This window comes from Pseudomonas sp. OE 28.3, from assembly GCF_014268205.2.
GTDB lineage: Bacteria > Pseudomonadota > Gammaproteobacteria > Pseudomonadales > Pseudomonadaceae > Aquipseudomonas > Aquipseudomonas edaphica.
Genome location: NZ_CP077082.1, coordinates 3,789,414 through 3,801,931 on the forward strand (window position 1 = coordinate 3,789,414; position 12,518 = coordinate 3,801,931).

At 58.7% G+C, this 12,518-nt stretch carries 13 protein-coding genes; 9 read left to right on the top strand and 4 right to left on the bottom strand.

Annotated elements, in window-relative coordinates; genetic code table 11:
- The first annotated feature begins 63 nt into the window (after positions 1-63).
- The 6 genes from HU759_RS16925 to HU759_RS16950 all read left to right on the top strand — a co-directional run bounded on the left by HU759_RS16925 (position 64) and on the right by HU759_RS16950 (position 4,708).
- Positions 64-522, top strand: a complete 459-nt coding sequence (locus tag HU759_RS16925; RefSeq protein WP_170039661.1) for a hypothetical protein — start codon at positions 64-66, stop codon at positions 520-522.
- The gene (locus HU759_RS16930) at positions 519-1,082 is read left to right on the top strand and encodes a hypothetical protein (protein WP_017138130.1); all 564 of its coding nucleotides are present in this window, start codon (positions 519-521) and stop codon (positions 1,080-1,082) included. The genes HU759_RS16925 and HU759_RS16930 overlap by 4 nt, the downstream gene beginning before the upstream one ends.
- 67 nt (positions 1,083-1,149) lie before the next feature.
- Complete coding sequence (locus HU759_RS16935; protein WP_017138129.1) at positions 1,150-1,833, top strand: hypothetical protein; 684 nt, start codon at positions 1,150-1,152, stop codon at positions 1,831-1,833.
- Between the two features lie 62 nt (positions 1,834-1,895).
- Entirely contained in the window at positions 1,896-2,573 is a 678-nt protein-coding gene (locus HU759_RS16940) for a C39 family peptidase (RefSeq protein ID WP_017138128.1), read from the top strand.
- A gap of 37 nt (positions 2,574-2,610) precedes the next feature.
- Positions 2,611-3,360 (top strand): hypothetical protein, encoded by a 750-nt coding sequence (locus HU759_RS16945; protein ID WP_099549305.1) that lies wholly within the window; start codon positions 2,611-2,613, stop codon positions 3,358-3,360.
- A 49-nt stretch (positions 3,361-3,409) separates the two neighbouring features.
- The gene (locus tag HU759_RS16950) at positions 3,410-4,708 is read left to right on the top strand and encodes a transporter (protein WP_099549304.1); all 1,299 of its coding nucleotides are present in this window, start codon (positions 3,410-3,412) and stop codon (positions 4,706-4,708) included.
- 120 nt (positions 4,709-4,828) lie between these two features.
- On the opposite strand, the gene HU759_RS16955 is transcribed toward HU759_RS16950, so the two are convergent.
- Positions 4,829-6,154: a sigma-54 dependent transcriptional regulator gene (locus HU759_RS16955; RefSeq protein WP_017138125.1), complete on the bottom strand. Its 1,326-nt coding sequence runs from the start codon at positions 6,152-6,154 to the stop codon at positions 4,829-4,831.
- 344 nt (positions 6,155-6,498) lie between these two features.
- On the opposite strand from HU759_RS16955, the gene HU759_RS16960 reads away from it, so the two are divergent.
- Positions 6,499-6,759, top strand: a complete 261-nt coding sequence (locus HU759_RS16960) for a hypothetical protein (protein WP_170039662.1) — start codon at positions 6,499-6,501, stop codon at positions 6,757-6,759.
- 67 nt (positions 6,760-6,826) lie between these two features.
- On the opposite strand, the gene HU759_RS16965 is transcribed toward HU759_RS16960, so the two are convergent.
- From HU759_RS16965 to gnd, 3 genes are read right to left on the bottom strand one after another with little or no spacing between them, the layout of a single operon-like run.
- Entirely contained in the window at positions 6,827-7,651 is an 825-nt protein-coding gene (locus HU759_RS16965; RefSeq protein ID WP_186617748.1) for a Cof-type HAD-IIB family hydrolase, read from the bottom strand.
- On the bottom strand, positions 7,648-9,171 hold the full coding sequence (gene zwf, locus HU759_RS16970; protein WP_017138122.1) for a glucose-6-phosphate dehydrogenase: 1,524 nt from the start codon (positions 9,169-9,171) through the stop codon (positions 7,648-7,650). Before zwf ends, HU759_RS16965 begins: the two co-directional genes overlap by 4 nt.
- Entirely contained in the window at positions 9,168-10,151 is a 984-nt protein-coding gene (gnd, locus tag HU759_RS16975; protein WP_186617747.1) for a phosphogluconate dehydrogenase (NAD(+)-dependent, decarboxylating), read from the bottom strand. The genes zwf and gnd overlap by 4 nt, the downstream gene beginning before the upstream one ends.
- Positions 10,152-10,421: 270 nt before the next feature.
- On the opposite strand from gnd, the gene HU759_RS16980 reads away from it, so the two are divergent.
- Both HU759_RS16980 and HU759_RS16985 read left to right on the top strand, forming a co-directional pair.
- On the top strand, positions 10,422-10,598 hold the full coding sequence (locus HU759_RS16980) for a DUF6026 family protein (RefSeq protein ID WP_256349299.1): 177 nt from the start codon (positions 10,422-10,424) through the stop codon (positions 10,596-10,598).
- Positions 10,599-10,750: 152 nt separating this feature from the next.
- Positions 10,751-12,493 (top strand): phosphoethanolamine transferase CptA, encoded by a 1,743-nt coding sequence (locus HU759_RS16985; protein WP_017138119.1) that lies wholly within the window; start codon positions 10,751-10,753, stop codon positions 12,491-12,493.
- Positions 12,494-12,518 lie beyond the last annotated feature (25 nt).

Genomic DNA, 12,518 nt, shown 5'->3' on the forward strand with positions numbered 1-12,518 from the left:
CGCGTTCTGCTCTGTTCCTGATAACGCTGTTTAGGGTCAGCGTGAAGAACAAGGAACACTGCCATGGACACACACAATAAGGGCTCACTGAGCCTCCTGCTGATCAGCTGTGCACTGAGTGCCAGCGTGAGCGTTCCAGTGCTTGCGGCCGGTGATGGTGTGATCGTGGTTGAACGCCAGGTTCAACCTTATGCAATCGGTCGCTCACGCGGCCAAGACCCCTACCCCAATACCGTGAATGCCAACCCATCGGCCCAAGTCAATCGCGCCATGAACCATGAGCTGAGCGATAACGACATTGCCGGTATCAGCAGCGGTTCCAGCATTACGCGCAGCATCATGCCAAACGGTGACATTACCGGTTTGAACTCGCTCGGTGGCGCCAACAACCTCGGCGCAGCGGGAGCAGCCGCCCACGGCAGTAGCGGCAGCGGTATTGCAGGCACGGTCAACGGTGCGATATCCAGCGGGCTCGCCCCTCTGAACAACATCAGCGGCATGGTGGGGGGAGCAATGAAATGAACCACTCCTGGATGCTTCTAGCAGCGCTCGGTTGCACAGCGGCGATGGCCGACAGCAATAACAACGCAACCATTGATAACTCGGGCCAGCAGTACAACGGTGTGGTGACGATCAACCAGGCCGCGGGTGACCAGCAACAACTGAGCAACAACGTCGCTATTGCGGTGGGCCACAATGCCCGGGCGAACATCGCCGTCACGCAAAAAATCAGCGGCGCGCCCACCGACCGCTCCCTGAACGCCAATGCTGCGATCCAGGGCAACTCCTTCAGTAATGGCAACGGTGCACTGAGTGTCAACCAGTCCGCCGGGGCCCAGAACCAGATGATCAATGCCGTGCGCATCAGCGTGAGTGCTGGCCCGCAAAGCATCGACGACAGCGTCATGTCGCAACAAAACGTTGCGCTTGCAACCGACTCAGGGTTGACCCCTACCACTGGCAGCCGCCAGGTCGTTACCAGCGACCAGGCCTTCACCGGCAGCCGTGGAGTGGTTCAGGTCAACCAGAGCGCCGGGGTGGGGAACCGAGTGGCTAACACCCTGAACTTACGACTCAACTGATGGAGCTGAGTCCATAGCTAGACCGTACCAACACTTAACCAACTAATTAGAAGCAAGGAGATACACCATGAAAACTTCAATGGCTCTTAAACCACTGGCTTTTGCTCTCGCTGCGCTCATGGCTGTTGCTGCTCAAGCGGGCGGTTATCACGCGCCTACCACGGCTGCTGCGACCACACAGGACGGTCAGAGCAACCATGGCAACGTGGTACTTAATGACAAAACCAAAAACAACGCCTCGGCCAATGATTCCTACAACAACATCAGTGGCGTGGCCAACGGCAACGTGCTGAGCGGCGACAACAACCAAGGCAAAAACGACGTTGCCATCGTTTCCGGGGATGCGGATTTCGTATTCGCCGCCACCGGTACCGCTCAATCGAACACCGGTAACTTTGTGGCCAACAGCGGCACTAGAAACAACGCTTCCCTTAACGACAGCGGCAACCACGCTTCAGGCGTGATTCAGTTGAACGCCGCATCGGGCACCTCCAACCAAGGCAGCAACAGCGTTGCAATTGCCTCGGGTAATGGCGACAGCGGTGCTGCAGCCGTCACTGGCGTGCAGGATGTGTCGGGCAACCTGACCCTCAACCTGGCCAGCGGCCACGGCTGGGGCAGCACCAAACCGGTGGTCAACAACGCCAGCGTGAACAACTCGATGAACTACAGCTCTGGGGTGTCGAACTCCAACGTTCTGTCGGGCAGCAACAACCAAGGTCAGAACAACGTAGCAATCACTCGCTTCTGATCCAGATCGGGCCTTGGCAACAAGGCCCTTTTTATTTCCAGTGTCCAGCAGGTCATACGATCATGCGCCTCACAGCTGCCCTCCTCTTGTTCGCACTCACCGGCCCGACCTGGGCGGCGCAAATGGCCGTTGTCATGCCAAACGGCGCGGTGGTGTACAAGAAGGTCGAAAGCATCCGCGAGCGCAAATTCGCCAACCTGGTGGAACAAAAAACCGATTTCAGCTGCGGCGCCGCCGCGCTGGCAACCATCCTGCGCCAAGCCTATTGGATGGACGTGGATGAAGACCACGTGATCAAGGGCATGCTGGTCAATGCCGACCAGAACCTGGTGCGCACCCAAGGCTTCTCGATGCTCGACATGAAGCGCTACCTGGAAAGCATCCACATGCGCGCCAAGGGCTACCGGATTACGCCTGAGGTACTCGTCACCGTGAAAGTGCCGGTGGTGGTGTTGCTGGACATTCGTGGCTACAAGCACTTTGTCGTGCTGCAACGGGCCGACAAAGACTGGGTGTATATCGGCGACCCCGTGCTGGGCAACAAGCGCTATGCCAAGAACGATTTCGTCAAGGGCTGGAACGGCATCGTGTTCGCGGTGATCGGTGAGGGTTACGACAAGGCCAACGCCTTGCTCACACCCCGCGCGCCGCTGACGGCCAAGAACCAGTTCAACGAGTTCAGCCCGGTACGCGACAGTGAATTGATGGACTTCGGTTTTATCCAGAGCGACTTCTTCTAGAAGCGCAATAAGGAGCAGGACGCTCCAGGAGCAAACGATGAACACTCGACGCTGGCTGACAGTCATGTGCCTGGCAGCCGCAGCACCTGCCTATGCTTCTTCGGCATTTAAGCCGATCGAGCTCAAGGACGCGGAAATGGCCGAGTTGCGCGGGCGCTATGTGATGCCCGGGCGGATTATCAGCTTTGGCATTGTGATGAGCAGCACCTGGACCAATGCCGCCGGCGCGACCGTGACCGGCACCGCCGACATGCAAGTCAACGCTTCCACCGTCACCCCGCAATTCTACGTGCAAATCACCGGTAACGACGGCACCGGCGTGATCAAACAGCCTGACGGCAAGGGTACCGTCGTCGGCGGCGCCGGCCTCGGCACCGGCCAGGGTGTCACGCAAAGCGTGCGCGCAGCGGGCGATGGCAACACGGCCAACAACGGCGTGGATATCAACGTGACGAAAAACGGCCTGGCGCCCGCCAACTACGTGCAGTCGGGTCAGGCATTGATTGCCGGCCAGCCGATCACCGGAGGCACAGCCGCCGGCCAAGTGACGGTCACGGCTAAAAACGGTGGCCTGCAAATGGCGCTCCAGGCCAATAACAATCAGGGCAATGTGGTGCAGCAAATCGGTGCCGGTAATGTGCTGCAAGGCACGGTTATTCAGGGCAACAGCAACTTCGTGAACAATATGACCCAACTTAATGTGGTCATGGGCAACAACGGTTTGAACAACATCACGCAGAACCTGAACCTGGATCAACTCAAAGGCCTACGCCCCTCCGGTTATTGAACTACGCTGAGCCTCGACACTTACGCATTAGAAAGGGACGGCTTATTTCATGCATCGATCTTTATCGTTACGTGCCGTGATTTGTTTGAGTACGCTCCTACCCGCTTCGGTGCTGTACGCCGCGCCGGATACCGATATCGAAACACTGAAGCAGGAACTGCTGGAGCTCAAGCAACGTTATGAAGTGCAGCAAAAAGCACTGGCCGTATTGGAGCAACGCGTAAGGCAAGTGGAAGATCAGCCCGCAACACCTACGCCCAAACGCCTGGCCAAGTCGCCTGCCGACTTCCAGAAAGGCGGTACGACAGTGGCCGGCGTCGGCGCGGGCGCAGCGTCCGGCGGTGCAGCCGGTAACAGCTCGTACGGGCAAAGCCTGAAGGACGATTCCGCCCCGGCACAAAGTGTGAGCAACTTGTACAACGAGGCCAGCGGCTTTTTTGGCAATGGCAAGTTCAGCTTTGAAACCGGACTCACCTATGCCCGCTACGACGCGCGCCAATTGTCACTCAACGGCTTTCTGGCGTTGGACTCGATCTTCCTGGGCAATATCAACCTGGACCGGATCAAGTCGGACAGCTGGACCCTGGACCTCACCGGCCGCTACAACCTGGACAACCGTTGGCAGTTCGACCTGAACGTGCCGGTGGTGTATCGCGAAGCGACCTACCAGTCCGGTGGCGCCGGCGGCGATGCCAAGAATACGTCGGAAGCCTCAGTCAGCCGCGACCCAACCATTGGTGATGTCAACTTCGGCATCGCCTATAAATTCCTCGATGAGAGCGCCAGCCTGCCGGATGCGGTGGTGTCGCTGCGGGTCAAGGCACCGACCGGCAAGGAACCCTATGGCATCAAGCTGATCGAGCAAGCCAGCAATAACAACCTCGCCGTGCCGGAAAGCCTGCCGACCGGCAACGGGGTGTGGTCGGTCACGCCAGGTATTTCGCTGGTCAAGACGTTCGACCCCGCCGTGCTGTTCGGCTCGCTTTCCTACACCCATAACTTCGAAGACTCGTTCAGCGATATCAGCCCCAATCTCAATCAGAAGATCCCTGGCAAAGTCAGCCTGGGTGACAGCTTCCAACTCGGTGTCGGGGTGGCCTTCGCGCTCAATGAGAAGATGAGCATGTCGTTCTCGGTGTCTGACCTGGTGCAACGTAAAAGCAAGGTCAAGCAGAGCGGCCAGGACTGGCAATCGGTGGTGTCCAGCGATGCCAACGCCGGGTATTTCAACGTGGGCATGACGATTGCGGCGTCGGATAACCTGACGATCGTACCGAACCTGTCGATTGGGATGACGGATGATGCGCCGGACTTTACGTTCAGCCTGAAATTCCCGTATTACTTTTAGCAGTAGTGGGACGCGGAGCGTCCCTGGCGGCATTCCCACGCGGAGCGTGGGAACGATCAGCTTGGGAACAATCAGCCCCGCAACGATAAGGGTCGTTGCGGGGCTTTTCGGTTACCCGCCCTAGCGGATCTGGTGTTTGTGCAGCAACCGGTAGAACGTCGGCCGGGACACGCCCAGCACGCGGGCCGCGATACTCATGTTATCGCTGTGCCGGTTGAGCACATCGCACAACGCCTGGCGTTCAGCGCGGTGCTTGTAATCTTCCAGTGTAGCCATCGGTGGCGCAATTGCCTGCTCGCACTGCAACCCCAGGTCACCGGCTTCGATCTGACGCCCTTCTGCCAATACCAGGCCACGGCGCACGCGGTTCGCCAATTCGCGCACGTTGCCCGGCCACGGGTGTTGGCCCAGGGCAACCAGAGCATCCTCACTGAAACTGCGCGGCCTGCGCCCGGTTTCCTGGCTGTAGAAACGTGAGAAATGGTTGGCCAGCATGGCCACATCGCCATGCCGCTCACGCAGCGGCGCGGTTATCACCTGCAGGACATTAAGCCGGTAATACAAGTCCTCGCGAAACGTGCCCTTCTCAACCGCCGCTTCCAGGTCCACGTGGGTCGCCGCCAGCACCCGCACATCCACCGGGATGGGCTGGCTGCCACCGACGCGCTCGATCTGCTTTTCCTGCAGGAAACGCAGCAAGTTGGCTTGCAGTTCCATTGGCAAGTCGCCGATCTCATCGAGAAACAACGTGCCACCGTGGGCCGCTTCGATACGCCCGACCTTGCGCTGATGCGCGCCGGTGAACGCACCTTTTTCATGGCCAAACAGTTCGGACTGGATCAGGTGCTCGGGAATGGCACCGCAGTTGATCGCGACAAAGGGCTTGGCATGACGCTGGGATTGGCGATGCAGGGTCTTGGCCACCAGCTCTTTGCCGGTGCCGCTGTCGCCGCGAATCAGCACCGGCGACTCTGTAGGTGCCAGCTTGGCGAGTAATTTGCGCAGCTCACGAATGGGCCGGCTGTCGCCCAGCAGCTCGTGTTCCTGCGCGTCGATCAGTGTGTGGCCCTTGCCGCGCAAGCGGGCCATGCCGAATGCACGCCCTAGCGTGACCTGCACGCGTGCCACATCAAACGGCAAAGTGTGGAAGTCAAAAAACCATTCACAGACAAAATCACCGACATTTTGCAGGCGTAGTACATCCTGGCTGAGCACCGCGATCCATTCGGTGCCGCTGCGGCTGATCAATTCCTTGACGGCCTCCGGGCGCTCCAGGTGATAGGGCTGCAGGCGCAACAGCCCCACATCGCACGACCTGTCGCCTACGGCGCCGAGCGTGCAGCTGTCCACTTCCCACCCCGCACTGTGCAAACCAGGCAATAGCTGGTGGCAGTCGTCGCACGGGTCGACTACAAGCAAGCGTCGTTGGACAGGTGTAACAACCATGACTATTCCTTGGCGCCAAAATTGTTAAAGTTATTTATAAACAACGGTTTGTGCGGCCTGGCGCTAACACTAGCAAGTTATTGACGCAGCCTTTGTATTATTTCGCTATAAGTCTGGGCACAAAGCCATCTCGGCGTCGCTGGGGCCAAAAAATCAGGCGCGACCGCCACACTCAATGCGCTTTCAAAACAGCCGCTTACATGACGCCAATCACGAAAAGTTGAAATTTCTTGATCTAAGATGTGACCCGTACCCTGCCATCGTGCATCAGTACAAGTAACTCACCGTCTGGCTCGCCCAACCGACGGTACTTAAATGACTGGGCATTTAGAGAGAAGACCCACATGAACGCCCCGCTCCGCATCAACGAAGCTCTTTTGATCGCAGACCGTGCCTTCCAGCCCTTTCAGTGCGTGGCCTGGCACGATGGCAACGGCGCCCTCAGCCTGAGCGTCATCGACCGTACCAATACCCGCATCGGCAGCAAACAGCTGTCTTCGAGTACTTATACCGATCCGACTCAACTTGAGGATTTGTTGTTGCAGGCGCGTGCCGAACTCGACAAAGATGGCCATCAGTTGTTGTCGTGGACCATGCCCAAGTAAGACGCGGCAGTAACTTCCGATCATTGTATAACAATGATCGGAAGTTGAGCATCACAACGTAAGCGGCTTATCGCGGTACGAGAATAAAGCGCTCGATCGCTTCAGCTGCGCCGTCCTCGACATTGCTGCCGGTCACAACACTGGCTTGGCGCTTGACCGTTTCTTCCGCCTGCCCCATCGCAATCGACAAACCCGCCACTGCAAACATCGCCGGGTCATTGCCGCCGTCGCCGATAGCTGCCGTTTGTTCCATGCGCACACCAAGGTGCGCGGCCAAGGTTTTCAAGGCCTCGCCCTTGTTGGCGAGCATGGCCGTGACATCCAGGTACACCGGCTGCGAGCATGATACCTGCGCCAGGCCCTGCACCTTGGGCTGCAACTGCGCTTCCAGCTCCACCAATAACTGCGTGTTGTTGCTGGCAGCAACGATCTTGTCGACCCGGTCCAGGTACGGCTCAAAACTCTCCACCACCACCGGCCCGTAGCCCAAGCCATCGGCTTCACGCTGCATCATCGGCCCAGGCGGATCACGGCGCAGCCAATCGCCGTCAGCGAACACCCAGACTTCCACATCCGGTTCGGCCGAAAACAGCGCCAGTGTCACCAACGCCGCCTCTGCCGGCAGATGATGGGCAACCAGGATGCTGCCATCCGGGTTGATCAACGTGCCGCCATTAAAACCCGCGACCGGCACATCAATACCGAACGTTTCGATAAGGTGCAGCATGGCCTTGGGCGGCCGCCCGCTGGCCAGGCTGAAAAATACCCCCGCGTCACGCAACGCGCGGACAGTATCGGCAGTGCGCTGGCTAAGGCGATGGTCAGGATGCAACAAGGTCCCGTCTACATCACTGAGCACCAACTGGATGGGATGAATCGCTGCATCACTCATCCGAGGCTATGCCAGGTGCGACCATCGCGGGCCAGCAACTCGTCGGCGGCCGCGGGGCCGTCTTCTCCGGCCTTGTAAGCCTGAATCGCGTCATCCTGCTTCCAGGCATCCAGGAACGGCTGCACCGCACGCCAGCCATTTTCGATGTTGTCGGCGCGCTGGAACAAGGTCTGGTCGCCGGTCATGCAGTCGTAGATCAGGGTTTCATACCCGGTCGACGGCTGCATTTCGAAGAAGTCCTTGTAGTCGAAACCCAACTCGATATTGGCCATTTCCAGGGCCGGCCCGGGTTTTTTGGCCAACAGGTCGAACCACATACCTTCGTTTGGCTGGATCTGGATTTTAAGGTAGGTGGGCTTAAGCTCATCCACATCCGTGTCGCGGAACTGCGCATACGGCGCGTGCTTGAAGCAGATCACGATTTCGGTGTCACGGATGCTCATGCGCTTGCCAGTACGCAGGTAGAACGGCACGCCGACCCAACGCCAGTTGTCGATCATCACCTTGAGGGCGACAAACGTCTCAGTGCTGCTATCAGGCGCAACGTTGGCTTCTTCACGATAACCGGGCAACGACTTGCCGCCGATTTCGCCAGCGCTGTATTGGCCGCGTACCGAGTTGGCGCGCGCATCTTCCAACGACCACGGGCGGATCGCACCCACTACCTTGGCCTTTTCACCGCGCACCGCATCAGCGCCAAACGCCGCCGGCGGCTCCATGGCGACCATCGCCAGGAGCTGGAACAGGTGGTTGGGGACCATGTCGCGCAGGGTGCCGGTTTTCTCGAAGAAGTTACCCCGCGTTTCGACGCCGACGGTTTCCGCCGCAGTGATTTGCACGTGGTCGATGTAATGGTTGTTCCAGAACGCTTCGAACAGCACGTTGGAGAAACGGCTGATCAGGATGTTCTGCACCGTCTCCTTGCCCAGGTAATGGTCGATGCGATAGATCTGCTTCTCGCTCATCACCTTGAGCAGGCACGCGTTCAGCGCTTCGGCGGTGGCAAGGTCCGACCCGAAGGGTTTTTCGATCACCACACGACGGAAACCATCATCGGTTTCGTTGAGCAAGCCGGCACTGCCCAGGCGCTGCGCCACTTCACCGAAGAAGCGCGGTGCAGTCGCCAGGTAGAACACCGCGTTACCGGTGCCGCTGTCGGCGATCTTCTTGCCGATGTCGGCGTAGGTGCTGTCGTCGAGGAAATCGCCCTCGACGTAGCTGATGCCTTTGGCCAACTGCGCCCACAACGCGGGGTCCAGGGCGTTTTCGGCATTGCCCCGGACTTTGCTCGCGGCCTCGGTGCGAATGAAGTCTTCGAGTTTCTTGGCGAAGTCGGCGTCACTGATGGCGTTGTGATCAACGCCGACAATGCGCAGGCCGTCGCCCAGCAACCCGTCGCGACTCAGGTTGTACAGCGCCGGCATGAGCAGGCGCTTGACCAGGTCGCCATGGGCGCCAAACAGAAACAAGGTAGTGGGTGGAGCGGGTTCGGCCTTGGGTTTCTTGCCGTTAGCGGTCATTTTTTGGAAGTCTCCACATGGCCACCAAAGCCGAAGCGCATGGCAGACAGCATTTTGTCACCGTAGGTGCTCTGCTGACGGGAACGGAAGCGGGCGAACAACGAGGTGGACAGCACCGGTACCGGCACGGCTTGCTCCATGGCGGCTTCGATGGTCCAGCGGCCTTCGCCACTGTCGGCCACGGAACCGGAGTAGCCATCGAGTTTCGGGTCGGTGGCCAACGCGTCGGCGGTCAGGTCCAGCAACCAGGACGAGACCACGCTGCCACGGCGCCAGACTTCGGCGATATCGGCAACATTGAGGTCGAAGCGCTCGTGCTCCAGCAGGTTCTCCGAGTTTTTGGTCTTGAGGATGTCGAAGCCTTCAGCAAAGGCCTGCATCATCCCGTACTCGATGCCGTTGTGGATCATCTTCACGAAGTGCCCGGAACCGGCTGGGCCTGCATGGATGTAACCGTGTTCGGCACGGCTGTCGGCAGAGGCCGAACGGTCCTTGGTGCGCGGGATGCTGCCCAGGCCCGGTGCCAGGCTGGCGAAAATCGGGTCGAGGCGCTGCACGGTCTCGACGTCGCCGCCGATCATCATGCAGTAACCGCGCTCCAGGCCCCAGACGCCGCCGGAGGTGCCGACGTCAACGTAATGCAGGCCTTTTTCCGACAAGGCCTTGGCTCGGCGAATGTCATCTTTGTACATGGTGTTGCCGCCATCGATGATCACGTCACCGTCTTCGAGCAACTCACTGAGCGTATTAATGGTGTCTTCGGTGGGCGCGCCTGCCGGCAACATCACCCACACAGCGCGCGGCTTTTGCAGCCCGGCTACCAGGGCCTTCAGGTCGGCGACGCCGGTAGCGCCCTCCTCGCTCAGGCCTTTGACGAATGCTTCGTTACGGTCGTATACAACGGTGGTATGCCCATTGAGCATCAGGCGCCGCGCAATGTTACCGCCCATGCGGCCTAGTCCGATAATCCCCAGTTGCATGTGCTGATGCTCCTAACTACTAAATAAATGTGTGACATAGTTTATAGCGCAATGAGGCTAATGAGGGTTAGTCCAGAGCGGATCGGTGTAGTTTCATGACAAAAAAACGCCATCGTTTCAGCATCACCGCTGAAAAAGTCACAGCGACCACCAAAAATAAAAAAGTTCCATTGCCCCGAAAAAGAATTCAGAATTGCTTTCGACTGTTGCCGAGAACCTCGATTGACGCGTTCCGGCACCGCGATCTACCGGCTATTTGCGAGGTAAGCAATGAGCACAGCACAGATGACCCGACCGCCACAGACCCTCTACGTGAGCGTGCGTCGCGATGAATTGCGCCAATTAAAAGAAGAACGCGATCAACTGCAGCAGGAGGTTCTGCGTCTGCGCGCACACCTTCAAGCACAGGTCAATCAGGCATCCGGCACCCAGCCTGCGCTTTGCTGAACCTGAGCTGAACAAAGCCTTCAGAAATAACTCACGAAGTTTTCACATCCTCCTCCCGATACTCCCGCCGAATAGGGCCACGCACACGCGGCGGCCCACTGTCGCGCGCATTCCTGCGCAGCGACTGAGCAATTATCGGGTTGGAGTACTGGATGGCGATGTTCAAACGCAGCACCAAGTCTGCGAAAGGCTTTGATTGGGCCGGTCTTGGCTGGTTGTTCCTGTTTTTCTGGTATTTCTCGGGTATTACCCAACTCCTGATCCAGCTGACCGGCACCTCCGGTTTCAGTGGTTTTCGCCAAGCCTTCTTCCTGAGCGCGTTCTGGCTCGCGCCGATGCTGCTGTTCCCAAAGCGCACGCGCTTGCTCGCGGGCTTGATCGGCGTGGTGCTGTGGGCGTGCTCGATGGCCAGCCTGGGTTATTTCTTCATTTACCAGCAGGAATTCTCGCAAAGCGTCATCTTCATCATGTTCGAGTCGAACATCTCTGAAGCCGGCGAATACGCGACCCAGTACTTCGCCTGGTGGATCGTGCTGGCATTCATCGCCCATACCGCAGTAGCCGTATTCCTGTGGACCCGCCTGCGCCCGGTTTACCTGCCGCGTGGCCAGGCGCTGCTGGCAGCCACCGCCATTGTGCTGGCCGTGATCGGTTACCCGCTGGTCAAGCAGATTGCAACCAACCCGACCATGGAACTGGCCATCGACGGTTTCGAAAGCCGCGTCGAACCGGCCGTGCCATGGCAGATGATCGTTGCCTACCGCCGCTACACCGAACAGCTCAACAGCATGCAGGGCATGCTCACCAGCGCCAGCAAGATCCCACCCTTGAAGAACCTCAAGGACACCATGGCCGACCAGCCGTCGACCCTGGTGCTGGTAATCGGCGAATCCACCAACCGTCAGCGCATGAGCCTCTATGGCTACCCGCGCAACACCACGCCGGAACTGGACAAGCTGCGCGACCAATTGGCGGTGTTCGACAACGTCATTACTCCGCGGCCCTACACCATCGAAGCACTGCAGCAGGTGCTGACGTTTGCCGACGAAGAGAACCCGGACCTGTACCTGAAGACGCCCTCGATCGTCAGCGTGATGAAACAGGCCGGCTACAAGACCTACTGGATCACCAACCAGCAGACCATGACCAAGCGCAACACCATGCTCACCACCTTTTCCGAGCAGGCTGACGAGCAGGTGTACCTCAACAACAACCGCAACCAGAACGCCCGCCAATACGACGGCGACGTGCTGGCACCGTTCGCCAAGGCCCTGGCCGACCCCGCCGAGCGCAAGTTCATCGTGGTGCACCTGCTGGGCACTCACATGAGCTACCAGTACCGCTACCCGCCAACCTTCGACAAGTTCACCGATCGCCAGGGCGTACCGGCCGGCATCAGCGATGATCAGTTGCCGACCTACAACAGCTACGACAATGCGGTGCTGTACAACGATTTCGTGGTGTCGAGCCTGATCAAGGATTACGCCAAGACCGACCCGAACGGCTTTCTGCTGTACCTCTCGGACCACGGCGAAGATGTGTTCGACTCGGCCGGCCACAGTACCCTGGGCCGTAACGAAGGCAAACCGACGGCGCCGATGTACACCATCCCGTTTATGGCCTACGCCTCGCCGAAATGGCGCGAAACCCATGACTGGAGCTTTGCCAGCGATTTGCAGCGGCCTTACAGCAGCTCGCAGTTGATCCACACCTGGGCCGACCTGGCCGGGCTGAGCTTCGATGAATGGGACCGCAGCAAGAGCCTGGTGAACGACAGCTTCAAGCCACGCCCGTTGCTGATTGGTGACCCTTACATCGGCCAGAAAAAGGGTTTGATTGATTTCAGTCTGATCAAACCGAAGAAGTCAGACGCCTCCGAAGTGGTTGCTAAATAGCGTGAGCCTTGTAACAGAAAGATAA

Excerpts from the sequence above, each read along its gene's own strand:
- HU759_RS16925 (WP_170039661.1), top strand. The coding sequence starts at position 64 with ATGGACACACACAATAAGGGCTCACTGAGCCTCCTGCTGATCAGCTGT.
- HU759_RS16930 (WP_017138130.1), top strand. The coding sequence starts at position 519 with ATGAACCACTCCTGGATGCTTCTAGCAGCGCTCGGTTGCACAGCGGCG.
- HU759_RS16935 (WP_017138129.1), top strand. The coding sequence starts at position 1,150 with ATGAAAACTTCAATGGCTCTTAAACCACTGGCTTTTGCTCTCGCTGCG.
- HU759_RS16940 (WP_017138128.1), top strand. The coding sequence starts at position 1,896 with ATGCGCCTCACAGCTGCCCTCCTCTTGTTCGCACTCACCGGCCCGACC.
- HU759_RS16945 (WP_099549305.1), top strand. The coding sequence starts at position 2,611 with ATGAACACTCGACGCTGGCTGACAGTCATGTGCCTGGCAGCCGCAGCA.
- HU759_RS16950 (WP_099549304.1), top strand. The coding sequence starts at position 3,410 with ATGCATCGATCTTTATCGTTACGTGCCGTGATTTGTTTGAGTACGCTC.
- HU759_RS16955 (WP_017138125.1), bottom strand. The coding sequence starts at position 6,154 with ATGGTTGTTACACCTGTCCAACGACGCTTGCTTGTAGTCGACCCGTGC.
- HU759_RS16960 (WP_170039662.1), top strand. The coding sequence starts at position 6,499 with ATGAACGCCCCGCTCCGCATCAACGAAGCTCTTTTGATCGCAGACCGT.
- HU759_RS16965 (WP_186617748.1), bottom strand. The coding sequence starts at position 7,651 with ATGAGTGATGCAGCGATTCATCCCATCCAGTTGGTGCTCAGTGATGTA.
- zwf (WP_017138122.1), bottom strand. The coding sequence starts at position 9,171 with ATGACCGCTAACGGCAAGAAACCCAAGGCCGAACCCGCTCCACCCACT.
- gnd (WP_186617747.1), bottom strand. The coding sequence starts at position 10,151 with ATGCAACTGGGGATTATCGGACTAGGCCGCATGGGCGGTAACATTGCG.
- HU759_RS16980 (WP_256349299.1), top strand. The coding sequence starts at position 10,422 with ATGAGCACAGCACAGATGACCCGACCGCCACAGACCCTCTACGTGAGC.
- HU759_RS16985 (WP_017138119.1), top strand. The coding sequence starts at position 10,751 with ATGGCGATGTTCAAACGCAGCACCAAGTCTGCGAAAGGCTTTGATTGG.